The sequence below is a fragment of the Adhaeribacter arboris genome (genome assembly GCF_003023845.1).
Classification (GTDB): Bacteria; Bacteroidota; Bacteroidia; order Cytophagales; family Hymenobacteraceae; genus Adhaeribacter; species Adhaeribacter arboris.
Genome location: NZ_PYFT01000001.1, coordinates 872,076 through 898,034 on the forward strand (window position 1 = coordinate 872,076; position 25,959 = coordinate 898,034).

At 44.6% G+C, this 25,959-nt stretch carries 21 protein-coding genes; 16 read left to right on the top strand and 5 right to left on the bottom strand.

What is annotated here, in order from left to right:
• Positions 1–21: 21 nt before the first annotated feature.
• Both AHMF7605_RS03770 and AHMF7605_RS03775 read right to left on the bottom strand, forming a co-directional pair.
• Complete coding sequence (locus AHMF7605_RS03770) at positions 22–582, bottom strand: carboxymuconolactone decarboxylase family protein (RefSeq protein WP_106926590.1); 561 nt, start codon at positions 580–582, stop codon at positions 22–24.
• 275 nt (positions 583–857) lie between these two features.
• Positions 858–1,409: a hypothetical protein gene (locus AHMF7605_RS03775; RefSeq protein WP_106926592.1), complete on the bottom strand. Its 552-nt coding sequence runs from the start codon at positions 1,407–1,409 to the stop codon at positions 858–860.
• A 775-nt stretch (positions 1,410–2,184) separates the two neighbouring features.
• Here AHMF7605_RS03775 and AHMF7605_RS03780 point away from each other — a divergent pair.
• From AHMF7605_RS03780 to AHMF7605_RS03810, 7 genes are all read left to right on the top strand, one after another.
• Positions 2,185–3,243, top strand: coding sequence for an NAD(P)-dependent alcohol dehydrogenase (locus tag AHMF7605_RS03780; RefSeq protein ID WP_106926594.1), 1,059 nt, complete (start codon positions 2,185–2,187; stop codon positions 3,241–3,243).
• A 364-nt stretch (positions 3,244–3,607) separates the two neighbouring features.
• A complete protein-coding gene (locus AHMF7605_RS03785; RefSeq protein ID WP_106926596.1) occupies positions 3,608–4,249 on the top strand; it encodes a (2Fe-2S)-binding protein in 642 nt (213 codons plus the stop codon).
• Complete coding sequence (locus tag AHMF7605_RS03790) at positions 4,246–5,229, top strand: FAD binding domain-containing protein (protein WP_106926598.1); 984 nt, start codon at positions 4,246–4,248, stop codon at positions 5,227–5,229. The genes AHMF7605_RS03785 and AHMF7605_RS03790 overlap by 4 nt, the downstream gene beginning before the upstream one ends.
• Positions 5,230–5,240: 11 nt before the next feature.
• A complete protein-coding gene (locus tag AHMF7605_RS03795; RefSeq protein ID WP_106926600.1) occupies positions 5,241–7,484 on the top strand; it encodes a xanthine dehydrogenase family protein molybdopterin-binding subunit in 2,244 nt (747 codons plus the stop codon).
• 1,046 nt (positions 7,485–8,530) lie between these two features.
• Positions 8,531–13,285, top strand: coding sequence for a T9SS type A sorting domain-containing protein (locus AHMF7605_RS03800; protein ID WP_106926602.1), 4,755 nt, complete (start codon positions 8,531–8,533; stop codon positions 13,283–13,285).
• 348 nt (positions 13,286–13,633) lie between these two features.
• On the top strand, positions 13,634–14,092 hold the full coding sequence (locus AHMF7605_RS03805; protein WP_106926604.1) for a DUF6597 domain-containing transcriptional factor: 459 nt from the start codon (positions 13,634–13,636) through the stop codon (positions 14,090–14,092).
• Positions 14,093–14,131: 39 nt separating this feature from the next.
• Positions 14,132–14,524: a helix-turn-helix domain-containing protein gene (locus tag AHMF7605_RS03810; protein WP_146153511.1), complete on the top strand. Its 393-nt coding sequence runs from the start codon at positions 14,132–14,134 to the stop codon at positions 14,522–14,524.
• Positions 14,525–15,078: 554 nt separating this feature from the next.
• Here AHMF7605_RS03810 and AHMF7605_RS03815 read toward each other — a convergent pair.
• From AHMF7605_RS03815 to AHMF7605_RS03825, 3 genes are all read right to left on the bottom strand, one after another.
• Positions 15,079–15,462, bottom strand: a complete 384-nt coding sequence (locus tag AHMF7605_RS03815; RefSeq protein WP_106926608.1) for an alpha/beta hydrolase — start codon at positions 15,460–15,462, stop codon at positions 15,079–15,081.
• On the bottom strand, positions 15,459–15,905 hold the full coding sequence (locus AHMF7605_RS03820) for a nuclear transport factor 2 family protein (RefSeq protein ID WP_106926610.1): 447 nt from the start codon (positions 15,903–15,905) through the stop codon (positions 15,459–15,461). The genes AHMF7605_RS03815 and AHMF7605_RS03820 overlap by 4 nt, the downstream gene beginning before the upstream one ends.
• Before the next feature lie 256 nt (positions 15,906–16,161).
• On the bottom strand, positions 16,162–17,595 hold the full coding sequence (locus AHMF7605_RS03825; RefSeq protein ID WP_106926612.1) for a hypothetical protein: 1,434 nt from the start codon (positions 17,593–17,595) through the stop codon (positions 16,162–16,164).
• Positions 17,596–18,421: 826 nt separating this feature from the next.
• On the opposite strand from AHMF7605_RS03825, the gene AHMF7605_RS03830 reads away from it, so the two are divergent.
• The 9 genes from AHMF7605_RS03830 (at position 18,422) to AHMF7605_RS03865 (ending at position 25,732) form a co-directional block, all read left to right on the top strand.
• Complete coding sequence (locus AHMF7605_RS03830) at positions 18,422–18,805, top strand: glycosyl hydrolase family 28-related protein (RefSeq protein WP_106933334.1); 384 nt, start codon at positions 18,422–18,424, stop codon at positions 18,803–18,805.
• A 114-nt stretch (positions 18,806–18,919) separates the two neighbouring features.
• Positions 18,920–20,383, top strand: coding sequence for a glycoside hydrolase family protein (locus tag AHMF7605_RS03835; RefSeq protein WP_106926614.1), 1,464 nt, complete (start codon positions 18,920–18,922; stop codon positions 20,381–20,383).
• A gap of 39 nt (positions 20,384–20,422) precedes the next feature.
• Positions 20,423–21,742 (top strand): polysaccharide pyruvyl transferase family protein, encoded by a 1,320-nt coding sequence (locus AHMF7605_RS03840; RefSeq protein WP_106926616.1) that lies wholly within the window; start codon positions 20,423–20,425, stop codon positions 21,740–21,742.
• A gap of 293 nt (positions 21,743–22,035) precedes the next feature.
• The gene (locus AHMF7605_RS03845; protein ID WP_106926618.1) at positions 22,036–22,860 is read left to right on the top strand and encodes a class I SAM-dependent methyltransferase; all 825 of its coding nucleotides are present in this window, start codon (positions 22,036–22,038) and stop codon (positions 22,858–22,860) included.
• 183 nt (positions 22,861–23,043) lie between these two features.
• Positions 23,044–23,490: a nuclear transport factor 2 family protein gene (locus tag AHMF7605_RS03850; protein ID WP_106926620.1), complete on the top strand. Its 447-nt coding sequence runs from the start codon at positions 23,044–23,046 to the stop codon at positions 23,488–23,490.
• Between the two features lie 574 nt (positions 23,491–24,064).
• On the top strand, positions 24,065–24,454 hold the full coding sequence (locus tag AHMF7605_RS03855) for a DUF4287 domain-containing protein (protein WP_233218931.1): 390 nt from the start codon (positions 24,065–24,067) through the stop codon (positions 24,452–24,454).
• Positions 24,376–24,597: a DUF5655 domain-containing protein gene (locus AHMF7605_RS30415; RefSeq protein WP_233218932.1), complete on the top strand. Its 222-nt coding sequence runs from the start codon at positions 24,376–24,378 to the stop codon at positions 24,595–24,597. The genes AHMF7605_RS03855 and AHMF7605_RS30415 overlap by 79 nt, the downstream gene beginning before the upstream one ends.
• Before the next feature lie 176 nt (positions 24,598–24,773).
• Positions 24,774–25,202: a DUF1801 domain-containing protein gene (locus AHMF7605_RS03860; RefSeq protein WP_106926622.1), complete on the top strand. Its 429-nt coding sequence runs from the start codon at positions 24,774–24,776 to the stop codon at positions 25,200–25,202.
• A gap of 71 nt (positions 25,203–25,273) precedes the next feature.
• Positions 25,274–25,732: a DUF1569 domain-containing protein gene (locus AHMF7605_RS03865; RefSeq protein WP_106926624.1), complete on the top strand. Its 459-nt coding sequence runs from the start codon at positions 25,274–25,276 to the stop codon at positions 25,730–25,732.
• Positions 25,733–25,959 lie beyond the last annotated feature (227 nt).

Consider the following 25,959-nt stretch of genomic DNA (forward strand, 5'->3'; position numbering starts at 1 on the left):
TAAATGTTTTTTTAAATTTTTTTATTTTTTGAGATGATCGTAGCCTTGCGGCAAGCGGGTATAACCATGGTCCACAAGACGTTGCGCCAATTGGTCATAGTAGGCGGGCTGCGCGGGCAAAGCAGTAGCCAACCCGTCGACGTAACGGTTGTAGAGGCAAAACAAGGCGGCAATCAACACGGTATCGTGGATCTCTGAATCGGTGGCCCCGGCGGCTTTGGCTTGAGCAATGATCTCGGGCGTTACTAATTGTCCGCTTTGCCGCACTAAATCCGCAATGGTGAGCAGCACTTTCATTTTAAAGCTCACCGGTGCGGTAGCTACGTCTTGTTTAACCTGCTGGGTCAGGTGCGGATCGCCGTGCAGCAGATCGGCGGCAGCCGTGTGGGCCGTAGTGCAAAACGTACATTCGTTACCCGACGAAACAACGGTGGCAATCAGTTCGCGTTCGGCTTCGGTGAGCGTAGAAGGACCGCGGAGCAACAATTGGGTTAAATAGCGGATGGGTGCGGCGGAATCTTGCCGGTATTCGAGCAAGCCGGTAATACCCGGCAAATGCGGTTCCAGGGGAATATAGGACATAAAAAATTAAGGATAAAAGAAATGAAACAGATAGCCGCCCCCAAATCACCTGCTTTTTAAAACAGAGGTGCTTTGCAGGATGCAAACAGAAGCAAATTAGCCAGCCTAGCTCAATTGCCCTACTCAACAGACCACAATAGTCTGAGGTAGCCACAATAAGCCTGGAACAACAGGGAGATAGGATATTTCTTAACCTTGACTATTGGTAAACAAGGCAAAATATACCTCACCCTTAAAGATCCGGTAGATTATTCGCTAAATTAAGATAAGAAAGGTTAAATACGATTTTCCGGCGGCTCGCCGGGAACCTCAAACGCCGCGGGCACGGGCGATTGGGCAGGATAAGAATTGTAGGTGACCGCCATTAAAATTGGCGAAGCAAATTGGTAATTCAGAATTTTAAAATCATACTCGCTATAAAGGCCGCTCTTCTTAACACTACCTGTCTGGCTCTTTTTGCTCTGCGGCAAATCATTTATATGTTTCGTGAAGGCAATGCGGGCTTTGCTTAACCGTTGGGTCACTCGGTTAGGCAAACATTGCAGAAAAATGGTATCTCTTTCAATCTTGCGCTTCACGTAGGTATACAACACACCTTTAATCTCTACCTGTCCGTCCACCCGTTCAAAATCGGGTCTATCGACAATGTAAGGTACCGGAATGGGTATTTTAAATTGGATTAGCTCACTTTCCTGGTACTTATTTAAATCCAGTTGCGCTACCAGGTTTGTATCTGTCTGGTAGATAAAATATTGGAAAAGGAGGGAGTAGCCAGCTATATTAAATAGATGTATTGCGAGTAAACTATAAGCAAATAATCGTCTCACTAAAGCTGGTAGGATCTATTTGGTAATCCTGCCTAAATCTAATATTTTTCTTATAATATTATAATATAATTTTAAATTATTTTATTTTTTTTATATTAGCATCCTTCTAGTTAAGTACTCGGTTTTACCTTGCTGTGGTATTCATAGTTAGTTGCTGCTTCTTTATCTTGCTTTAACTTAAATTTAATAAAATTAATACTGAGTATGTATTTAATTAAACTCCAGCAACATTATTTTATTATGAGTTTTCAGTTACCATGCTTGTAGCGGGTGCTGATGATTTAAATTTCGTTTGGGTATTTTTAGCTAAAGTATGTTCCTCCATTCCGGCAGGAAAAAAGCAGCGGCATCTACATTTCTCCAAGTTCTGATAGCCCAAGTTCTTGCGGGTACCGGAAGTTTGAAAATCATAATTTTTGGTTTGATAATCATTACCTATCCCGGTATGGGCGGCAATATCTTTATGCGTTGAAAAAACCTGAAACCAAGCCGTACTTCTGGTGAACGCAGAAAGCCTATAAAGCAAATCAGGTTCGGGCTACTTACTTATAAGAATAAGGGTGAAGGTATTTCTATGCCAGAACTATGCTGTAGAAAATAAAATTTACCATAAAAACTTGTAAGGGGGCAGCGCTAAGCCGGAAATTAGCTTGGCTACTATTTCTTTGTTAACGTAAGCAAAGGAAAAACAATCGGTAAGAAGAGAAATCAGGCCATACTCTTTTGATTAATGGCTTTCATTCTTTTAAATACCCACTCTAAAATATACACAACAATGGAAGTAAAAGAAATTAAAGCCTTCGGCACAGAAGCCGCAACGGCACCTTTAAATCAGATGAACATCAACCGCCGGAAACCAACGCCGCACGATGTGGAAATAGAAATTCTGTTCTGCGGGGTTTGCCATTCCGACCTGCATACCGCTCGCAGTGAATGGGGCCCTTCGCTGTACCCATGCGTTCCCGGCCACGAAATTGTGGGCAAGGTTGTTAGCCTGGGCAATCATGTGAGCAAATTTAAAGTGGGCGAAATGGTGGGCGTGGGTTGTATGGTCGATTCGTGCCAAGAATGCCAGTATTGTCAGGAAGGACTGGAGCAATATTGTGAACCCGGCATGACCGGCACGTATAATTCGCCGGACAAGCACCTACCCGGCAACCCAACCTTCGGGGGTTATTCGGAAAGCATTGTGGTAGATGAAAAATTTGTATTGCGTATCCCGGAAAACCTGGACCCCGCCGCGGCGGCTCCGCTGCTTTGCGCCGGAATTACTACCTATTCTCCCTTGCGTCACTGGAAGGTTGGTCCCGGTCAAAAAGTAGGTATCGTCGGCATTGGTGGATTAGGGCACATGGGCCTCAAGATTGCGAAAGCAATGGGCGCCCAGGTAGTAGCGTTTACCACCTCCGAATCAAAATTTGCGGAAGCCAAAAGGCTGGGAGCGGACGAAGTGGTACTATCGAAAGACGCGGAACAAATGGCGGCGTACCGCGGCAAATTACACTTTATTCTCGATTGTGTTTCGGCCGAACATGATATTAATGCTTACCTCGCGCTGTTGCGGGTAGATGGTTCGCTGGCCCTGGTAGGCGCGCCGGAACATCCGCTACCTGTTGCGGCTTTCAGCCTTATTCCGGGGCGCAAAAGCTTCGCCGGATCTATGATCGGCGGCATTGCGGAAACACAAGAAATGCTGGATTTTTGCGCCGAACACCAAATACCTGCTGATATTGAGATGATAAACATCCAGCAGATTAACGAAGCTTACGAACGTTTGCTGAAAGGTGATGTGAAATATCGTTTTGTCATTGATATGGCCTCTTTAAAAAGTTAATAACTCCAGGGTCAGATACAAGGACTGGTTTTGAATAATGCTTTATCTATCGCGAGCGTCCCGCTCGTGAGAGGTATCGTCCGGCCTCTCCGAAATACTTCGGGATTTGCAACTGGCCGGTAGTAAATTGTTACTGAATTGCTTTGAGAAAAGTTTATCGGTTCGCCTGGCCGGAGGCTTACCGGATAGTGGACACAAGGCTGGAGCCTCGCCCCAGCTTTAATACGGCAGAACTTAACAGTTCTACCTCCAAAGCGGGACTTTTTACCACTTAAGCTAAAATGCTAAACTAGGACAATAGTATACATAAAAGTGCGCGAATTAATAAGTGCGCGAATTAATGAAAAAATAAATACCTGCAGTTATGACTCGCAAAAAATCACCTAACCCACAATCAGAAGAACAGCAGCCCAATGAAGGAAGGAGGGACTTTCTAAAGCAATCGACCCTACTAACGGCTCTGGCTGTTACGCCACCTTCCTTACTTGAAGCCGCTGAATTAAGATGGGATGAAAAAGCTGCGTCTTATTTGGAGAAGATGCCGCTGGACCTGGAAATAAACGGTAAAGCCCAGCAATTATCCGTAGAACCCCGAACTACCTTACTCGATTTATTACGAGAGCAACTAGGGCAAACCGGCACCAAAAAAGGGTGCGACCATGGGCAATGCGGAGCCTGTACGGTACACGTGGACGGGAAGCGGGTACTTTCCTGTTTATCGCTGGCGGTAATGCAGGATGGCAAAAAAGTCACTACTATTGAAGGTTTGGCTAACGGCGACCAATTGCACCCCATGCAGGAAGCCTTTATTAAACACGATGGTTTTCAGTGCGGCTATTGTACTCCCGGACAAATTATGTCGGGTATAGCTTGCATCCGGGAAGCACATGCTAATTCGGAGGAAGAAATTCGGGAGTACATGAGCGGCAACATTTGCCGGTGCGGCGCTTATCCTAACATCGTGAAAGCCATTGTGGATGTGAAACAGGGAGGGCAAAAAGTATGATTAATTTCGGCTACAGTCGGGTTTCCACTATCAAAGCGGCGGTAGAGGCCCTGAGTAAAGACAGCAATGCCCAATGGATTGCCGGCGGCACCAACCTGGTAGACCTGATGAAAAAAGGCGTAACGACCCCGGAAAAACTCATCGATATCAATAATCTGCCACTGAAAGAAATAAAAAAAACTGGTAATAAATTGTACATTGGGGCCCTGGCTCTCAACAGCGAGGTAGCGGAAAACGAACTAGTGCGCAAAGAACAACCTTTGCTTTCCTTAGCGCTTCAGGCCGGCGCTTCGCAGCAAATCCGCAACATGGCTACTATTGGTGGCAATATGATGCAGCGCACCCGGTGCTCTTATTTCTACAATACCGATATGCCCTGCAATAAAAGAGAGCCGGGTACCGGTTGCGGGGCCTTAAAAGGATTTAACCGGATGCACGCTATTTTTGGGACTTCGGAAAAGTGTATTGCCGTACATCCCAGCGACATGTGTATCGCCCTCGTAGCTTTAGATGCTGCTGTACTCGTTACCGGACCAAAAGGTGACCGGCGGATTTCCTTCCAAAATTTTCATCGCTTGCCCGGGGATACGCCGCAAAAAGACAACACCCTGGAAAGAGGCGAATTGATTACGGGTATTGAAATTCCGGATAATTCTTACCAAGACCACGTCCATTATTTGAAGGTGCGCGACCGTACTTCCTATGCTTTTGCCTTAGTGTCGGTGGCCGCGGCCGTGAATTTGCAGGGAGATACCATCCAGGATGTTCGGTTAGGCATGGGCGGGGTAGCGCACAAACCTTGGCGCCTGACCGAAACGGAAAACTTTTTAAAGGGGAAAAAGGCTTCGGAGGCTACTTTCCGGCAAGCCGCGGAACTGGCACTAAAAGGCGCCCACGGGTTTGGCCACAACAACTTTAAATTAAAATTAGCCCCCAACACTTTGGTAGAAGCCTTAAAAATTGCTGCCGGTAAAGCTTAATAGATAAATTTATGGAAAAGGATTTCTTCTTCGATCAGAAAAAAAATGATCCTATTAGCCGGGTAGATGGCAGAGCCAAAGTAACCGGCACTGCTACTTATGCGGCGGAACACAAAGTACCTAACCTAGCCTACGGATTTCTGGTGGGCAGCACTATTGCTAAAGGCCACATTAAAAGCTTGGATACTAAAAGTGCCGAAAGGTCATCTGGGGTATTAGCCGTTATCACGCACGTAAATGCGCCTAAAATTCCCGGCTATCAAACCGGGAAAGATCCCTCTAAACCCCAAACGGCCGGACAACCGCTTCGCATTTTCTATAACAGCGAAATATTTTACTACGACCAACCTATTGCCCTGGTCATTGCGGATACCTACGAACGGGTACTGGATGCCGCCAAATTGGTGAAAGCTCAGTACGAGAAAGAGGTTCACCAGACAGAATTAGAAAAGAATCTGGGTAAAGCCAGAATTCCATCTGGACCCCGAAAAGAAGATTATAAACGCGGAGAAGCGGAGGGGTATAAAAACGCGGCAATTAAAATTGAGCAGGAATACTACCATCCCGTGGAAGTGCATAACCCCATGGAACTTGGGAGCATTATTGCGCGGTGGGAAGGTCCGGATAAAGTAACGGTTTATACCAAAACCCAAGGTGTAGAAGCTACTAAAAAGTCTATCCAGGATGCTTTTAAATTAACTCCGGAAAACGTTACGGTGCAAGCGGAGCATGTTGGCGGTGCTTTTGGGATGGCGTTGCGCACCTGGCCCTATGAAATTGCCGCTATTATGGGGGCTCAGAAAATAGGCAGACCCCTGAAACTGGTCTTACACCGGGAGCAGATGTTTACCAACGTGGGCTATCGCCCAGAAACCATCCAGAAAATAAGTATGGGCGCTACCGCCGATGGGAGACTAGTAGGAATAACCCACGAAGCAACGGCTAACACTTCCGCTTACGAAGAATTTACCGAAGCTACCGTAAATATTACCCAGTTTATGTATGCCTGCCCGAATGTGACCACCCGTTACCGGATTGTACCGTTAAACTTTTGTACACCTATCTGGATGCGCGGACCCGGCGAAGCCACGGGCGCTTTTGCCCTGGAGTCCGCGATGGACGAACTAGCCTATAAATTAAAAATAGATCCCATTGAGTTTCGCTTGCGCAACCATGCCGATATCGATCCGGAGCACAACCGGCCCTGGTCCAGTAAACATCTGAAAGAGTGTTACCAAATGGGAGCCGAAAAAATTGGCTGGAAAGACCGCAAACTGGAACCCAGAACGGTGAAGGACGGCGACTGGCTCGTTGGGTATGGCATGGGTATCGGCTCTTTTGGCGCGATGCGCTGGGTGGCTACCGTGAAAGGAAGATTGCAACCAGATGGCACACTGCTCTTACAATGTTCGGTAAACGATATGGGACCGGGCACCGCTACCATGATGACGGCCATAGCCTCGGAAGCAATGGGCTTAACCCCGGATAAAATTACGGTGCAAATGGGAAACACCCAGTTGCCACCCGGACCAACGCAAGGTGGTTCCAACGTTACTTCTACGGTAGGTTCGGCCGTTCACGATGTTTGCGCCGGGTTGAAAATACAAATTGCCGCCCTGGCCAGTAAAGAAAATTCGGTATTCCGAAAAGGGAAAAATCCCGAGGTAAAAGCCGAAGACCTTATCTTCTCCGGCGACGGTATTGCCTTAAAGAAAAATGCTGCCGTTAAAGTAACGTACAGCGACTTGTTCCAACAAAACAATTTGCCGGCTCTGGAACTTACCAAAGAATCCAAAGGACAGGAACAACCATATTCTATGTATTCGTTCTCCATGCACTTTGTAAAACTGCGGGTGCATCCCGCCACTGGTCGGCTTAAAATTGACCATGTGGTTTCCTGCGCGGATGCGGGTACTATTATCAGCCCGAAAACCGCAGCCAGCCAAATGATCGGCGGCGCAGTGGGCGGGATTGGTATGGCCTTAATGGAAGATTTAGTGGTGGATCATCGCTTCGGCCGGCCCATTAACAACAACCTAGCCGATTACCACGTGCCGGTAAATGCCGATATTCCGAAGGTAGATGTTTTGTTCGTGAATAAAAAAGATCCCTTTACCAACCCGATGGGTTCCAAAGGCTTGGGCGAAATTGCCTTAGTGGGCGTGGCGCCAGCCGTTGCCAATGCCGTGTTTAATGCCACCGGCAAGCGCATCCGGTCCTTACCTATTACTCCGGATAAGTTGATAGAAGCTTAATAAACTATATTTTTAATAAGAAGATATACCGGAAAGATAGAGTCCCGGACGAGTAGTTTTACCAATAAACTCAAAATTGAATTTTTAAGATATACTTTCTCAGAGAGGAACGTAATCTTGACGACAACAAAGACCTGAAATTCCAGGTCTTTTTGTTGCTCCACTTTTTAAAATAATGTTATCCCCAATCGTATGGAGTGGTTTCCGTAAAGTATTCTAAAAAGAAGCAAACCCGGTAAGTTTTGAAAAACATAATTGTCCGATACCCAGGTCTAAATCAAGTAGAATATAACCTTTCCTAATTTTTCGAGCCCTTCTGGAAGGATCTAACCCGTATACAAAGAGAACCGGGGAGCCGAAACACCCTTTATTACCAGCTACTACCCAATTTTTCTCCGACGATCTCAGGTATGTTCAGCATTCACTGTTTCTGGTTTTAGTACAGTTAGCAAATTACAAGGTGGACACACGTTAAGGACTGACGACCCAATGTGTTCTTGTACTATGTGGCCAATCAACCAAGCTCCTCTTATTTTCAAGGTAAGTATTTTATAATATTTTTAGAAATACCCGGTAACAATTGGGCGATTTGCTGGATTTATTAATGATATGGGGGCGTATCGTCGGCTCGGATATAATAGAAGAATGGTCAGGGTAGAAGTAAACTTTTACTCCTTTAGAATAAGCTTCCCTTTAAAAAGGCCTTATTATTTGTTTGCCTCTGATTTACTTACCGGTTCCATTTATGTCTAAATAATTAGAATACCGGGCTTATTCCTTTACCCGGTAATGAGTACTGGAACTATGGAAGTAAAGGATTAACCAAGTAAATTATTAATGCTAAATACAGCTATATACATTCATCCCAATCTAAATATATAAGATTAGGAATACTAAAAATACCCAATTTTAGGTATATGATGAAGTTTAGCAACTGTATACATTTACGAATTCCCCTCCTGACCTTCATTGGAAAATGATGGTTCAGTTACTTTTTCCAAGGCTTTTAATTTTACCTATTTGTTTCTATTTCTACTTGCCACTCTATGAAATTACCTCTAACTCCTGATTACCCGCTGCAACCAATTCCGGGATTTAACCATTGGCAAATTAAGCTGGGCATTTTTTTGCTGCTTTATTGTATTTTGGTAAATCAAAGTTTTGCGCAAACTAAAATTTGGGATAAAACCATTGGCGGTAAATCCAATGAACAGCTAACCTACGCGCAGCAAACCAGCGACGGGGGCTACATTCTCGGGGGTACTTCCCAATCCGGCATTAACGGCGATAAAACCACCGCCTCAAAAGGTGGTCAGGATTATTGGATCGTTAAGCTAAAAGCCGATGGCACTAAAACCTGGGATAAGACTTTTGGCGGTAACAAGAATGATTTATTAACCTCGTTACAACAAACAAAAGATGGCGGCTATATTCTGGGTGGCTTTTCACTTTCCGGGAAAAGCGGCGACAAATCGGAAGCCAGTCGGGATAATTTAAAAAATATTGAATTTAATAGAGGTGACTATTGGATTATAAAGCTAAATGCGGACGGTACCAAGGTATGGGATAAAACGATTGGAGGCGATAGTAGAGATGAATTTAGTTCACTACAGCAGACCAGCGATGGCGGCTATGTTCTGGGGGGAAGTTCTTTATCCAGCAACAGCGGCGACAAATCAGAATCTAATAAAGGATTATACGATTATTGGGTGGTGAAGTTAAAGGCCGATGGTACCAAGGTGTGGGATAATACGATTGGGGGTAACCGCTTTGATAAGTTAAATTCCGTGCAGCAAACCAGCGATGGCGGCTACATTGTGGGCGGCTCATCCGAGTCTAATATTAGCGGCGATAAAACCGAGAACAATAAAGAAGTTTTACATTATTACTCCGCAGATTATTGGATTGTAAAGTTAACCTCGGACGGTACGAAAGCTTGGGATAAAACCTTGGGCGGGGAAAATAATGATGAATTGCGTTCTTTGCAACAAACAAAAGATGGCTACGTTTTAGGCGGTTCTTCCAACTCCGATAGTAGCGGCGATAAAACCGAGCATAGAAAAGGAGGTACAGATGGTGGCGGTAATATCACTAATGATTATTGGGTGGTAAAGATAAAAGCGAACGGCAATAAAGTCTGGGACAAAACCATTGGCGGTAATAATAACGATGTTTTAACCTCGCTCCAACAAACCAGCGACGGCGGCTACCTACTCGGTGGCTCCTCCGATTCGGGTAGTAGCGGGGATAAAACCGAAGAGTTCCAGAAAACGGATGAATTTTATGATCCAAACGATTTTTGGGTAGTAAAAATAGCGGCGACTGGCGCCAAAGTTTGGGATAAAACCTTGGGCGGGAACGCCGGGGATTATTTATCTTCCTTGCAACAAACCAGCGATGGCAACTATATTCTGGGCGGTTCCTCTAATTCGGGCAAAAGCGGCGATAAAAGCCAGGCGAAACTCGGTGAATGTACCTCTACTATTTGTACTTCTGATTATTGGGTAGTAAAATTAGATAATAGCGGTAAAAACCTGAATCAGAATATTACTTTCGTGCCTATTATCTATAAAACCTACGGTGATGCGCCTTTCACCATTTCTGCTACAGCTAGTTCCGGCTTATCCGTTACTTTCAGCATTGTGTCTGGCCCGGCTACCGTAAAAGGTAATATTGTTACCTTAACGGGAGCAGGTAAAGTTACGGTAAAAGCCCGCCAAGCCGGGAATGATACTTATAAATCAGCGGAAGCCACACAAACCTTTTTGGTGATGGAGAAATCGTTAGTGCGGAAAGGTTGGGAAAAGGCCTTTGGGGGTAAATATGAGGATAGACTTACCGCTATGATTGCCACCTTTGATGGCGGCTATTTAGTGGGGGGTACTTCCAACTCGGGTAAGTCCGGCGACAAGAGCAATCCCGGTCAGCCCTACACAAAAGATTACTGGATTATAAAAACCGACCAGCAAGGTAATAAGCTGTGGGATAAAAGTTACGGCGGAACCCATCAAGATAAATTGGCCGCTATTGTTGCTACCCCCGACGGCGGGTACCTGCTGGGGGGCACTTCCGAATCAGGTATTTCCGGCGATAAAACCGAAGCCGTTCGGGGCGACGCCGATTATTGGGTCGTAAAAATAGATGCGGATGGCAACAAGCAATGGGATAAAACTTTCGGCGGAGCGAAGGAAGATATTTTTACTGCTCTGATAGCTACGCCCGACGGCGGGTACCTGCTGGGGGGCACTTCTGAATCTGGTATTTCCGGCGATAAAACCGAAGCCATACGGGGCGGATTAGATTATTGGGTAGTTAAACTGGATGGTACCGGTAAAAAACTCTGGGATAAAACGTTTGGGGGGATTGGCGTAGATAATTTGGCCGCTTTGGCGGTTGGAGCCAACGGCGACTATTTGCTTGGCGGTTCTTCCGTTTCGGGCTACAGTGGCGATAAAACCCAAGCCAAACGGGCTCTTAACGATTTTTGGGTTGTACGCATCAACGCAACTGGCACCAAAGTATGGGACAGAGCTTATGGCGGTATTAAAGGCACTTACACCGATCCTTGGTGTACTACTGGCTGTAATGTAACTACTTATGGCGAATCGGTGCTTTCGGGGCTAATTACCACACCGGACGGTGGATTTTTACTAGGCGGTACTTCTACGGCAGAACCAGGAGCTGAAAAAAGTGAAGATAATTTGAGTGATAAGTACACCAACCTTAGAAAATATTGGGTAGTGAAGATAAACGACCAGGGTAAAAAAGAGTGGGATAAAACCTACGTGGGGGGGCTTACGGAATCTACTTTGAAATTTGTGGATAGTACCTATACTATTTATGGCGGTAGTGCTAACCTTAGATCTCTTATTTCTGCCCCGGATGGCGGTTTCTTATTGGCCGGTGATTCCGATTATGGAAAAGGTGCTGACAAAAGTGAAGATGTCCGGGTAAAGGATTATGAATTTGTGGATTACTGGGCAGTGAAAATTGATGCCCAAGGTGTTAAAAAGTGGGACAAAACTTTGGGTGGCTTTAATTACGATTTTCTAGCCGCGGCTGTTACTAGTTCAACGGGGGGCTATTTGTTAGGCGGCTCTTCCGAATCCGGTATCGGCGGGGATAAAAGCGAGGCTCTCCGGGATTCAACCAATATAAATTTTGAATTTTGGCCCACGGATTATTGGGTAGTAGAAATAAAAGACGAAACTTCCTTAAATAACTCCGCCTGGGATAGGCGCTACGGTGGTTCCGGCTACGATGTGTTAACTTCCTTTATTAAGACAGCCGATGGCGGCTACTTGTCCGCTGGCTATTCTCCGTCTGGCATTAGCGGGGATAAAACGCAAGCGAGCCGGGGCAAGAACGATTACTGGATGGTAAAATCAGATAAAAACGGCAAAAAGATTTGGGATAAACGGTATGGCGGGGGCGGCGATGATTACCTAAATCGGGTAATTCAAACGCAGGATGGTGGTTATCTGCTCGCTGGCTCCTCGCTCTCGGGTATTAGTGGCGACAAGAGCCAGGCCAGCCGCGGCGATCGGGATTACTGGATTGTGAAGATTAGCGGCACCGGGGTAAAACAATGGGATAAGCGCTACGGCGGCAGCGGTTACGACGAACTCAAAAAAGTAATTCAACTTTCTACCGGTGACTATATTTTAGCCGGTTACAGCAACTCCCCGGTTAGCGGCGACAAAAGTCAGGGTAACCAAGGGGGCTATGATTATTGGCTGGTAAAAATAAGTAATACCGGCACCAAGATTTGGGATAAACGCTATGGGGGCAATTTAAACGATGCGCTCACGGGTATTGTGCAAACTTCAGGGGGCGGATTTTTATTAGGCGGCAGTTCCACCTCGGCTGGCAACGGCGAAAAAAGCGAGGAAAGCCGGGGTGGCAAAGATTTCTGGTTGATCAGCGTAAATAAAAATGGCGCGAAGCTTTGGGATAAAACGTATGGCGGCGCCGGCGAAGACGAAGCTTATTCCTTGGGCCGCAGTGGCAGCAGCGATTACTTTATCTCGGGTTCGAGCGATTCACCGGCGGGCAGCGATAAAACCCGCGGCAGCCAAGGGCTGAAAGATTTCTGGTTCCTTAAAATAAACAATAAAGGCGTTAAAATATGGGATAAGCGGTTTGGAAGTAACTTTGACGACGAAGCTAAGGCCAGTATCCAAACCCAGGATGGCGGGTATTTACTGGCCGGTATTTCGGCTTCCAGCATGGGCGGCAATAAAAGCCAAAACAGCCAGGGAGGCTTTGATTACTGGATCGTTAAAACCGATAAAGACGGCATGTACCAGTGGGACAAACGTTTTGGGGGCAGCAGTGTGGATGACCTGAGGGCCGTTATTCAAACGCCGGATGGTGGTTACTTGCTGGCCGGTAAATCACTTTCGGGTGCCAGCGGCGATAGAACGCAGCCTAGTCAGGGCGAATACGATTACTGGGTGGTGAAAGTAGCGCCGGAAACTTCTCCCCTCCTTGCTGCCAGAGAAGCTACCGAGGTAACCCTACCAACAGAAATATCCGGCTTAAAACAGCTTCAAGCGTATCCAAATCCGTTCAGCGAAAAGGTAACCGTGAGCTTTACTTTACCGCAAACGCAACCTGCCAGTGTAAAGGTGTACGACAACCAAGGCCGGGAAATTACTACTTTGTTCCAGGGCGAAGCAAAAGCAAAGAAAACCTACCAGGTAAAATGGCAAGCACAAAATAAAGCGACAGGGTTGTATTTCCTCCAATTGCAAACCCCAACTATTCAACAGCAGCAAAAAATTCTCTTAACTAAATAAGCTCCTCGCTTTAAAAACCGGATAGAAGAATCTCTATCCGGTTTTTTTATGACTGAATTTTAATTTGAATTGGGCGTAATAATGAGAGTGAAATAATCCTTTTACGTAAAATGGTTTTAGAATTGAGTTATTTTATTAAATAAAACATAACTAAGGCTATAATTTAGGCAAAATTACTTTCATAAAAGCCTGCATTACCCAAATGACATATTTTAAGGAGTGGCCTTGGTAAATGAATATTCCGTCATTATAAATGCTCATCTTACTCAAGAATACACATGCTCTTTTTCTTGGTAGCATTCAGGTATTTGTTTAATTGCATAATGATTACGCGTAAAATTTAGTATATTGAAGATCAGGAACTTTGATCTGGAATTTATGCTCTTTTTACAAGCCGCACCCCATCTGGCTTTGCAAAGATTTATTGGTCAATATGTTTATGTTTCCTTCAACACGGCTATTTTACCCAGCTTAAGGCAGACTTTTCTTCCTTACGATATACCCGGCATATCCTTTTTTATCGGTCCGGTATTTTTGGAACAAACCAAAGATTATTTAACTGGACCTATAGCTGCTACTAACCTTTCCTCTCTTGCTTATTTAAATGCATTAACCACTGTTCCTATTACTTTATCTTTTAAAGAATATGCCCTCATACAAGTATTGGTGATTCCGTTTAAACCCGCAGGCTTTTCGGCTTTATTTCGGCAGAATATGGCCGAATTAACTAATTCGTTACCTGACTTTTTATTATTATCCGGCGCCTCGGAAGGTAGCCGGTTTCTAAATCAGTTGGTAGAAGCTTAAGATTTTGCTGCTCAAATAGCTATTGCCGATGATTATTTTTTGAAAAGAATTTCTTTGCGCTATCATTCCGGCGATCAGATTAGAGAAGCCTGCCGGAGACTGATGATCACGAATGGGCAGATGACCATGACGGACCTTGCCTATCATACCAACATGCCCTTGCGAACACTGGAACGGCAGTTTACGGAACGGGTCGGGGTTTCGCCCAAATTATTTGCGCGCTTCAAACGCTTCCATCAGGCATTAGCGCTCATGAACTACCCCAAACCCGCTACTTGGACGGATATTGCCTTGACCTGCGGGTATTACGACCAAGCGCATTTTATCAAAGAATTCAAAACTTTCAGCAATCAATCGCCCACTACCTACTGCCCGTCAGAGTTTTTGTTGTACAATCAAATGGTACTATACCGAAATTTTATTTCTTTTTAGAAATGGCGTTTTTTTACAATACTTTCTTATACACCATTAGTAATTTTACTTCAAGTCAAAAGATTTTTCTGTTAAATACCTGATTTAGCATTAACTAAAACTTAGCAGCGAAAGCATAGAATTATACTGCTCAGAGCCCTTTAGCTTCCCAACCTGCTGTTTGGCAGTAACCATTACCCTTGTCTACGCATTATTTTACCTTTTGCTATTTTTAAAACAATGAAAAGACTTTCTGCAGTAAAATCACTGGGCCCCATTGTTGGCGGTTTTAGATTGTGCAACAGCGCAAACGAACGGTTCCTTAATGGCCACCTTCGGGAGGTTGCTGACTATTAGTTTTAAAACTCAACCAACAAGAACCCGGAACAGGAATTAATAAAGATAACCCAGGAACTAACCGATGCTAGTATTCGGAGGAACCGTATTTGACCGTTATTTAACTGCTGATTACTCCTATATCAATGTTGATGGGAAAGTTACCCCTTCGTCTCCTCCGTACAAGGGTTTCACCGTTTCGGCATCGTGCAACCAGGCGGCCACGGTAGCTCAGCCTTTCACTCACTCTGCGCGGCGACGTTGGCCAGATAACCCGCGCTGGCACAAATAGCGGTCAGGAAAATGTTGTTCTTGTCCACTCCCGGAACTGTTTGCAGATAAATTATAGCATTTTGGTAATCAGCAATTTTAGCGGCCGGGTTTTCCCAAAACCGGGGTTGGCCTTCGCTTTCGCCAAAGTAACGCGGGTCGATAGCGAAGGCAATAAAACCTTGCTTGGCTAATGCATTCGCGTATAAGCCGCTCATTTGTTCTTTTACCGTGGTCCAGGAGCCACCCACTAATACGGCCGGGTACTTCTTAGTCTCCCCCCAATCCTGGGGTTTGTATAAGTGGCCCGCTAACACTAAGCCTTCGCTGGTAAATTGAACGGCTTCTTTCACAGGGCTGCTTTTTTTTCTAAAACTGCTTTTGCTTGAGCGGGAAGTTCCTGGTTGCCGCTTTGTTTGATTAAATTAAATTTGTGTTGGGTGACCAACCACTTATGGTCTTGTTGTTCGAGTGCGGTATTAAACGTGCCTTCAGCGGTCCAAACTTCGTTGTTTAGGAAATGGTTTCCTTTGCCCTGATAATGGGCCACGGCCTGATTACCCGTAATTGTTACCCGAAAGTCGGAGATTTGATGATGGGTCTTATCAAAGCCGGGCAGAAAGGTAGCCCAAATCGCCGTTATTTCCTGGGGAGTTTGTTGGTTGGGTTCGCCGCCGTTCAGGGAGGTGTAGTCCAGCATTACCTGCTCGGCCATTATGACTTGTACTTTCGGCCGGTTGCGTTCATCTACTCCCTCAAAAATAGTATGTATCGCTTGAATGATTTCTGCTTCCATTTTCTTTTGATCTTTAATTAAATAATCCAATGACGTAAAGAAAGGCCTGATAATCAAAGATAACTATCAAAAATCAAAGTAATATTCACAAAATAAAAGCAGAAGACTGTCCCGGAATTGTTGCGGAGTAAAACCAATTGCTTTTTAAAAATAATCCAAATGGGTGGACTCGGTGATATGCAGGGTATACGCCGCTTCCTTTCTCCGAATGAAAAGCAGGGTTCCTGTTGCTGCTGGAGGAACCCTGCTATTGAATTTAATAAATATCTAACCTCGTGGCGGAATTGAGATCTCGCCACCCAATCCATACATTATCCAGATTATCCTCTCTCCAACCCGGATAGCAATATACCCAGGTCCAATCCGTATTGTCACTCCATTGCGCCCATCCAAGACCTACATAGGCATGAGAATTAGCGCCAATATGCACCGGCGTATAATTATTGGCAATGCCTTCGGTAACAATATTAGCTAGATTAACATTACAACCCGGACTATTACACCACCACGCACTGAAGTTATAGCCATAGCCTTTAGCGGGTGCGTAATATACTCCCTTATAAACATCAGAGAACAAAGTCCAACCGGTGCCATCGCCACAATAAGTACCGCTTATAGCCCTAATGTACATTTGAATCGGATCGATAGCATCTTGTCGAGCGTAGGTATTCCGGTATAAGGGACTGGCTTCGCCGGTAGAAGTAGTAGGAATTAAAGTAGATTTACTTCTGTTCGCGTCCCACCAACCGTAAATATTAGTCCACGCATTATTCGAACAACCTGACCAGCAAGGAAAATAATTATATCTATAACCGGGATCAATCTGGGTATAATAAGCGGAATAACCGGGTACCCATCGGTAATAATATTCCCCGGCCGTTCTCAAGTTGGCTCCCTGTTTTTTTACCGCTTCGCCGTGACCATTTGTTGGAAAAAGGCGTCTTTTCATTTCTTGCGCCGCGATGCTTCTTTTGGAAGAATAATAATTTTTAGCGTACACTTGTTTTAAAGACTCATAACCCGTAACCGCCGTATAATCAACTCCTTCTTTCGCTTCTACCGAACTTTTCCGGGCATTTTTATCTGGATTTTTTGAATCTCCGCTGTTGCTGCCTTCCAGTTCCCGGTCTGCGTTGGCAATAAAGGCCGGCATTTTTCCATAATCAGCTACTTTTTGCCCGTTTTTTTCCATGGCGTAATAGCTTACGCCAAACCGGTAGATCTTATTATCTTGGTTCGTTTCAGTTAACATGCGCGAAGAGTAGGGGAGGCCCTGCGAAAAGTTGACCAAGGGATAATCCTTATCGGTGGCACTGATCAATATCCAGCCCAAGGGTGTTTTATTATTTTCCGTAAACCAGATTTCATAATAGGCTACGCCATCTATTCCGTAGGCATATATGGGTTGAATGCGACAAGGTTTCTTGTTTTTAAATTCTTTGGTTTGGTGGTTAATGGTAAAGAATTCCTTGGTGACAGAAATTATTTTTTCTGCGTTGGGCGCTTCTTCTTGATGAGCTTTAAAATAGGCTTCACAAAGGGCTTCAATGGTGGTGGCTTTGCCGCCCAACAAAGTACTTTCATCTGCTTTAGTCGCAGGCGGATTTTTGGTAATCTCCTCTTCTTTTTGGCAAGAGGAAGTCAGGGAAGCTACCACGAGTAGCAACCCGCAAAAGGTTAATTTGTTCATTTTGTAGAGTTTAAAATTTAACTTGAATGGAAAATTAAGTTGTGGGATGAGGGAATGAGAATGGCAGTTGCATAAAAGGAAATGGCAGGGAAGGCTGGAAAATTATTCATTGCTGCTATGCCTTTATTGCCTTCCTCGAGTAAGTCAATAAGGGTTACAGGCTGAATATACAATCTCCCCATTATGGTCCCGGGAGACATAATAAAGAGTGATTCTTTACCTTTCTATAGAAATTTTTCATGTACATGGCTGGTCAAATATATAAAGGAGCGTGGTGGTAGGTTTTGGTCGTTCCCGATGAATGCTCTAATTTGTGGGTAGGTACGGGTTTTCTTGTATTTGCCATAATATTCTCCTTTTCAGGCAGTAACGGGTTGTTTCCTTTATGAACTTACCAGTTGATGCCAGAAAAGAAAGAAGGTCAACTAGGCGGAAACTATTTTTTATTTTTATTTTAATAAGGATATTTATTGATGCTATAGATGGATAGTCTTTACCTCTGAACAGGAGGGAAGAAGGAGAGTGTGTGGCCCAGTAATAAGTTGAAAAACAACTTAGTAAAATAGAATTCCTTTTCCATCTTTCTCCGGCGCCAGAGTTAAGCAAAGCGTCACGGGTGACAAACGAACAGAAGCCAGGCTCCCGACTGGCGAAATGAGGTATACGTCAGTCAGGATACTGACTGGTGTCTATTAAGCACCCGTGACGCTTTGCTTAAATCTGGCGCTAGTTGCGTACCTGGTTTGCTTCACCTACTCTTAGAACTTTTTACAAAAAAAGCATTACCGAAAAACTTTCAAATTTTATCAAAAATCTAAAGCCAAATATGCAAAGACCTAAATGGAAGAATCTTAATTATTGTTTTTGGTTTCTTTTTTTATTGGCAGGTTTCCCGGTTCGGGCTAATACCTATAGTGTTCTGGACTTCGGAGCCGTGGCCGATGCTAAAACCCAGAATACAAAAGCCATTCAAAAAGCTATTGATAAATGCGCCGAAACGGGGGGTATCGTCTTTTTTCCGAAAGGCACTTTTTTGAGCGGAACCATCTACTTGAAAAGCAATATCCTATTGCATCTTTCACCCATGGCCGTTTTAAAAGGCAGCGCTTTACCGCAAGACTATCTCTTTACCGGCTTACGGATTTTATCTGCGGCACGCCAAAAACATCTCTTTTCAGAATGTAGACTTTCAGTTGCGAAACCCCGATAAACGGCCCGCTTACGCCATGGAAGATGTAGCAAAAATTTTTATCCGCCACCCAAACGGCACTGATTTTAAAGTAAAAACAGAATCCAAAAAACTAGTTTATTCTCCCCTACAAAAATGAAATATTTTAAAAAAATTAAATTTTATTGGCTCGTCCTCTTGACTTTGCCCCTGGTAAGTTTAGGCCAAAACGTAACGCCGCATTCGGTGCCGGAAGAATTTGCTTCGGATTATTATGTGGTTACCGTAAACGGGCAATCAGTACCGGTTTTTCACGCGGGGTTGAACGTTTATTTTGCCAGTTTTGATTTCACGGAGAGGGTGGCGGTTTCGGTTAAATCTAACTTTGATACCCAGTCTTATTCTGGGCAGACCTCTAACAAAGAAATTATTAAACCAGACGAAAAAGGTTATTGGCGGGGAGAAGTGCAGGTCCGGCCCTTATCTAAAAATATCAAGCCGCAACTAAATGGCTCTACCGTTACTTTTGCGCTGACCGAAGCGGGTCAATATTCCGTAGAGCGGGTAGGAACGAGTAATTTTAAAGATGACGTGCTTTTTATTTTTGCCAATCGTCCGGAAACAAATCTGCCTTCTTTAACCGATGTCAACGTAATTCGGTTAAAAGCCGGCATTCACCAACAGCATATCGACCTCAAAAGTAATCAAACGCTTTATCTGGAGGCCGGAGCCGTTTTGTTTGGCAGTATTAACGTGTGGAATGCTAAAAACGTCAGCATCCTGGGGCGGGGCACGGTAGTTTATTACGGCCCGCAATCCGAACACCACGATGATGGCTGGAAACATCAGAAAAACTGGCATCCGCTCACCACCCACAACGTGCAAGGGCTAACGGTAAGGGGGGTTACTTTTGTGGGACGCAGCCGCACCTGGTCGCTGCAAACCCATACAACTTTCGATGCTGTTTTTGATAATATTAAAATTATCGCGGTAAATCCGCAAAATATTAACGGGGATGGCATCGATTGGTACGGCGGGGGCCGCAGTAAAGTAATCAACAGCTTTATCCGCTCCATGGACGATTGTTTTGCCTTTTTTACCGAAGACAGTAGCAAAGATATGTGGGCTACCACCAGAAATACGGCGGGCGAGGTAAAAAATATCTACATCGAAAATTGTGTGCTCTGGACTACTTTAGCCAACGTATTCCGGATTGGCTTTAATGGCCAGGCGCTCCGTACAAACAACATTACTTTAAAAAACAGCGATGTTATTCACATGAGCAAAAGCCAGTGGTATGCGCCTTGGTCTTTGTTATGCGCGGTTAGTCCGAACAGCCAAGGGAAAGCCATGCATACCAATTATTTAATGGAAAATATCCGGTTTGAAGAACCCACCGCTCTGTTAGGCCTGCAAAATCCGGAAGCGGAATTTAAAGGAGTGGTATTCAAGAATATTACCATGACGGGAAATCCGGTACCCTCCCTTGTTAAAAGCCGGTTTAGCGGTGCAACTTTTCAAAATGTGCTCTTCAATGGGAAAAAGGTAAACAGCGAAGCCGATATTCCACTTCAAACGGGCAGTAAGGTGGCAGACGCGCAGTATGGCCCCACGAAATAGCTTTTTAATAGCATCGTTCAATTTAAAAAACTAACATTTATGCATAACCGGAGAGATTTTTTAAAAAAAACTGCAATATCTGCCCTCGGCGCTTTAGTGGCCGGGGAAGCCCTGGCATCTTTTAGCAAAGGAGAGATTAATTTTAAAGTAGGCAAGCAAGCGCCGCGGCATATTTTGCTTCGCTCGGGCTGGCAGACAGAAAACATCGGCGACATTGCGCATACGCCCGGCATGCTGGCTTTGCTGGAAAAACATCTGCCCGAAGCTACCGTCACTTTCTGGCCCTGGTACAGCTATTTGCCCGACGAAGAAGTTGCGATGCTGAAAAAGCGGTTTCCCAAGCTTAAAATAGTGCAGGGAACCCTGAGTACCGATGGCAAAGCCTCCACCCCGGAACTGCAGCAGGCCATTGCTTCCGCTGATTTTTTCCTGCATAATTCGGGTCCGGCCACCATTGCCTGGCAAGACGCGGCCACCTTTAAAAAGATAACCGGCAAACCCTTCGGGGTATTTGGGGTAACCTACGGGCTGTACGGCACCCCGGAAACGGCTACCCTCAGCGAGGCAGCCTTTGTGTATTTAAGAGATTCGGTGTCCCTGAAAAAAGTAAAAGAGCTGGGTGTCCGTTCCCCGGATATAAAATTTGTGCCCGATGCCGTATTTGCCTTTGATATAACCGACGATGGGAAAGCGCTGCCTTTCCTGAAACAACACGGGCTGGAGAAAGAGCAGTTTTTAGTGTGTCTGCCCAAGCAGCGCCATACGCCTTCCTGGTTGCACCAGCACAAGAACCGCCCCATCGACCCGGTTAAACATGCCCGCAACGAAGAAATGAAAGAGCATGACCACCTTCCTCTCCGCGAAGCTATTACGGCGATTGTCCGGCAGACCAACCATAGAATATTGATTGGCAATGAAGATGAAACCGAACAATCTATCGGGAAAGATTGGGTGTTCGATAAATTACCCGACGATGTAAAGCCACGAGTGATTTGGTTGAACCGGCACTGGGCGCCGGATGAAGCCTTAAGTGTTTACAAACAGTCGGCCGGTTTGTTCGGATTGGAGATGCATAGCCCGATTATGTGCATTGCCCAGGGCATTCCGGCTATTGTGGGCCGCTGGGAAGAACAAAGCAGCAAGGGCTACATGTGGCAGGACATTGGCTTAGGCGAATGGTTGTTTGATTTTGATAAGGAAGCGGAAGTGAAGCAATTTGTGCCTACGGTGCTGGCTCTGGCCAAAGATACCCAAGCGGCGAAAGCAAAAGCGAAAAAAGCCCGGCAACTAACCCAAACCATGCATAAAAACGCCCTGCAAGATTTGGAAAAAGTAAGCCGACCCCAAAAGCAGGGTTGAGCAGCAGGTGGTTGTGGACTACCCAAAGTTAGATATCTTAGCAAAAGCAATGGAAGCAAAATTGGCATTCTCAAAAGTAGAAAGCTTTTCTTCCTCAAGCCACTTTCGATTATTTTAAATATCCGGTATATTAGTTTCTCTAACCCAATGAAGACGTGCAGCAAGCAATTCGATTGTTTTACCAAGGTGCCGAGTTAACTGCCACCCTTATTGCCACCCCCAAACCCGAGTTTGTACCAGTTATTAGTAAATAATTAGCTGGCTTGGCCTACTTCGTCTAAATTACGAAAAATATGGATGCCGTATCCCAACAGAATAAACAGCTTTGGAATGAATTAGCCCGCCAAGGCGTGGTATGCTCCCAGCCTAAACTGGGATTAACACCGGAGCAAGCGCACCAGTACCTTAATAAGCACGGCTTCTATCCCGCTAGTTTAGCTGGGAAAAATGTTCTTTGCCTGGCCAGTGGTGGAGGGCAGCAAAGTATTAGCTTTGCCTTGTTAGGCGCTCAAGTGACCGTCGTTGATTTTAGCCAAGTACAGTTAGAAAAAGATCAACTCGCCGCCGCGGCCTATAATAAACCCATCCGAATCATCCTGTCCGATATGCGGGATTTATCTTTTAGTCCGGCGGAAGCATTCGATATCGTCTATCAACCTTATTCCATCAACTACCTGTCTAGCGTAGAAGAGGTTTTCAATGAAGTGGCTCGCGTTCTAAAACCGCAAGGCGTTTATGACTTAATGTTTCATAACCCCTATGTTCATGGTTCATGGAAAGATGGCTGCTGGGGATTAGAATGGCAAGCAGAGGAGTTATGGCAAGGCAAAGGTTATCCCCTCTGGCAACCCTATCAAGAAGGATACCCCGTAAAAACCGTGGACGCACACTGGAACTTTACCAATCCCGAAAATCAAGCCGTGCAAGTCACCAGCCCGCAAGAGTTTAAGCATACGATGGCCACTGTTATTAACGGACTAATTGCTCGCGGCTTTGAAATCCTAAGCTGGCAAGAAGAAGTAGGATCAGATTACACGAGTAAACCAGGCACTTGGGAGCACTATACAACCTGTGCTCCGCCTTGGATTTATCTATTAAGTAGAAAAAAAGCTAGCTGAGAAAAGCAACTTCCTGAAGCCAGGCGGATAACTGCTGCTGTTTTACCTAACGTTAGGTAGAAGATAAATTTTTCACTGGCAGATCATCTTTTAAATACAATTTAAATACATAAGACTGTTAAAAACTTTTATTTAGCCTGTGAATTTAATAATTTAAGCTGCTGAAAACTAAATACTTGAATTATGAAATATCTATTTTTATTAGCTATCCTGCTATTCTCTACTCTGGGTTTCGCTCAAGAAAACATGGCCCTGCGGCAGGAAATTGAAAAACTGGATCTGGCCCATGCGGCTGCTATCTTGAAAGGGGATGCGGGAGCACTCGATAAGTTAATGGCGGATGAGGTGACGGTGAATCATCCCACCAACCGAATTGTCAACGAAAAGAAAGAACTGCTCCAATTAATTCAAAAAGGAGTTATTCGATATACTTCCTTTAAAAGATTTCCGGAAAAGTTTCTCTTTTTTCCCAACATGGTGGTGATAATGGGAAGAGAAGAAGTAATTCCCGCGGCAGGAGCTCCCAATGCCGGAAAACAATTAAACCGAAGATATACTAATATTTGGATGAGGAAGGATACAACATGGCAATTACAAGTTAGGCATGCCAATAATGTTTGTTCGGAGTAGTAACTTTTTGTACCTCCTTGTCATGGAACCCGGCGCCGAAACCACCTAAAAACAATTTTGCGCTTTCTCTTCTTTCCGACTTTGTTTCGTAATTAAAAAGAGCACCAGTGTTTATAGTGACAAAAACTAGGTGCGGGGAATCTAAAGGTAAAAAGATAATACGATCTACTATCGAAGTGCTACCTTAGAGATTCACAAAGAAAGAGCGACAATCTTTGGCCGTGAGGAAAAGGCAGATTTTATAGCGAATGGACCTTAGTCTTAGTTTATCGGAAGAGTAGTTATAGGAAGGATTTTTGGGTTACGTTTTGAACACTATTCTATGGAAACCCACTCCGGAACTTTCGTCTCGCTATAACTCGATAAAAAGACCATATTTCTCTCAGTTGCTTGTTTCTATTGCTGGAAATATATCCTATATTCGTTCTTCCTTTTCCGTTTATTTAACCTGTATTCGTTGGCCCAACTTCATTCTGCCGGGGAGCGCGGCCAGGTTGGGTTACTTGTGAAACTTCCTCTCGAATAGTAGTACGTCGAAAATAAATAGCAACCTATGGACCAAGCTACCTAAACCATGATTGAAAACCTGCACCAGAATACAGGCAAAACCTTGCAACAATGGATGGATCTGGTACAAAAAGAAAACTTGCCCAAATACGGCGAAATCGTCAAGTTTTTAAAAGAACAACATGCGCTTACCCACGGGTTTGCCAATCTGGTTGCTCTGAAAGCCAAAGGTTCGGACGTCGGTTCGGTTCCAAATCAGGCTGATTTAATCCGCCAACAATATCAAGGCAAAGAACATTTTAAACTCCTTTACGAGAAGCTGGTGACGGAAATTCAGAAATTAGAGTCGGATATTGAAATCGCTCCCAAAAGGCTTATGTGCGTTTCAGACGGAAAAAGCAGTTTGCCACCTTACAACCCGCTATCCAAACTTGCTTTAAAACCGGCATTAACCTGAAAGGACAAAAGGCACAAGGAAAGTTAGAAGCTATCCTGGCAACCAACGTCATGGGTTCGCATAAAATGAATCTTGCTGACTTGAACGACCTGGACCAGGAGGTAATCCGTTGGATCAAGACGGCTTACGCTAACGTTTGCTAACCGGGGTTAATACTATTTCTAAGAAGTAAACTCCTTTGAAGGTTTCTTCCTACAACCGAAAGGATAACATTTCTTCTCGCCGCTTAGCTAAATTCTTTCCAATAGGATAGTATATTCGATAGTTCCGTTTAGCTACAGGTTACTCAAAACTACTAGCAACTAAAACATAATTTCTCATGGCCGATAACAAAACAAAAGCTACTTCCGCCAGTGTAGCGGATTTTATCAATAGTCTTCCGGAAGAACAAAAGCGCAAAGACAGTTGGCAGCTTTTGGAAGTGATGCAAACAGCCAGCGGCGAAGAGCCTAAAATGTGGGGCAGTTCGCTCATCGGTTTTGGGCAGGTAAGACTCAAAAGCCCCAATTCGGGTCGGGAAGTAGATTGGTTGCGCATCGGATTCTCGCCCCGCAAAGCCAATCTTTCGTTGTACCTCAGCGGCGATATTCACCAGCAGCACGCGCAAGCACTGCAAAAATTGGGCAAACACAAGACTGGGGTGGGTTGTCTCTACATCAATAAGTTGGCAGATGTTGATCTGGAAATTCTGAAAGGAATGCTAGAAGCCTCCTTAAGGATGGACTATTTTTTCAAAACAAGTAATTAATTTTCCTCTTTTATCTTTGGGGGAATTCCTTAAAATACCCGAAAGTACACTCTATTATTAAAATCTTGCTTATGGCATTACCCAACATTTTCACTCAAGCTGTTTCCGCTCAAATAATTGCAAGAATTCAGACGCTGAAACCCAATTCCCGTCCTCTTTGGGGGAAAATGACCGTTGCCCAGATGTTAGCCCATTGCAACGTCACGTATGAAATGGTCTTTGAAAACAAGCATCCCAAACCTAATTTTTGGCTGCAATTGATTCTAAAAACGTTTATCAAAAAGATCGTCACCAGTGAGGTACCTTATAAACGAAATTCGCGCACTGCTCCCGCCTTCCTGATCACCAGCAATAAAGATTTCGAAACTGAGAAAAATCGCTTAATTGGCTACATTCAGCAAACGCAACAATTAGGCGAAACGCACTTTGATCAGAAGCCGTCTCACTCCTTTGGCGCCTTAACCACAACGGAATGGAATAATATGTTTTACAAACACTTAGATCATCATCTAACCCAATTTGGGGTGTAAGGTGGGCTTAGTCCAGAATTCCTGGTAAATGAACCTAGTTTAATCCGGTTAGCTTTTATTTCTTTAAACTCATCTCAAAAATCAACTTACCCTTTTCTTTCCTGAGATGGTATTTCGAGACGGTTTTTAGGCTAAAATAGGTGCTTTATTAAAGCTTAAACTTCGTCAGGTAAAACGGTCGTTTTACCTGATTAAACACCGGTCTATTTTTTTCTATCCGGCTTTTC

Excerpts from the sequence above, each read along its gene's own strand:
- AHMF7605_RS03770 (WP_106926590.1), bottom strand. The coding sequence starts at position 582 with ATGTCCTATATTCCCCTGGAACCGCATTTGCCGGGTATTACCGGCTTG.
- AHMF7605_RS03780 (WP_106926594.1), top strand. The coding sequence starts at position 2,185 with ATGGAAGTAAAAGAAATTAAAGCCTTCGGCACAGAAGCCGCAACGGCA.
- AHMF7605_RS03785 (WP_106926596.1), top strand. The coding sequence starts at position 3,608 with ATGACTCGCAAAAAATCACCTAACCCACAATCAGAAGAACAGCAGCCC.
- AHMF7605_RS03790 (WP_106926598.1), top strand. The coding sequence starts at position 4,246 with ATGATTAATTTCGGCTACAGTCGGGTTTCCACTATCAAAGCGGCGGTA.
- AHMF7605_RS03795 (WP_106926600.1), top strand. The coding sequence starts at position 5,241 with ATGGAAAAGGATTTCTTCTTCGATCAGAAAAAAAATGATCCTATTAGC.
- AHMF7605_RS03800 (WP_106926602.1), top strand. The coding sequence starts at position 8,531 with ATGAAATTACCTCTAACTCCTGATTACCCGCTGCAACCAATTCCGGGA.
- AHMF7605_RS03820 (WP_106926610.1), bottom strand. The coding sequence starts at position 15,905 with ATGGAAGCAGAAATCATTCAAGCGATACATACTATTTTTGAGGGAGTA.
- AHMF7605_RS03825 (WP_106926612.1), bottom strand. The coding sequence starts at position 17,595 with ATGAACAAATTAACCTTTTGCGGGTTGCTACTCGTGGTAGCTTCCCTG.
- AHMF7605_RS03830 (WP_106933334.1), top strand. The coding sequence starts at position 18,422 with ATGCAAAGACCTAAATGGAAGAATCTTAATTATTGTTTTTGGTTTCTT.
- AHMF7605_RS03835 (WP_106926614.1), top strand. The coding sequence starts at position 18,920 with ATGAAATATTTTAAAAAAATTAAATTTTATTGGCTCGTCCTCTTGACT.
- AHMF7605_RS03840 (WP_106926616.1), top strand. The coding sequence starts at position 20,423 with ATGCATAACCGGAGAGATTTTTTAAAAAAAACTGCAATATCTGCCCTC.
- AHMF7605_RS03845 (WP_106926618.1), top strand. The coding sequence starts at position 22,036 with ATGGATGCCGTATCCCAACAGAATAAACAGCTTTGGAATGAATTAGCC.
- AHMF7605_RS03850 (WP_106926620.1), top strand. The coding sequence starts at position 23,044 with ATGAAATATCTATTTTTATTAGCTATCCTGCTATTCTCTACTCTGGGT.
- AHMF7605_RS03855 (WP_233218931.1), top strand. The coding sequence starts at position 24,065 with ATGATTGAAAACCTGCACCAGAATACAGGCAAAACCTTGCAACAATGG.
- AHMF7605_RS03860 (WP_106926622.1), top strand. The coding sequence starts at position 24,774 with ATGGCCGATAACAAAACAAAAGCTACTTCCGCCAGTGTAGCGGATTTT.
- AHMF7605_RS03865 (WP_106926624.1), top strand. The coding sequence starts at position 25,274 with ATGGCATTACCCAACATTTTCACTCAAGCTGTTTCCGCTCAAATAATT.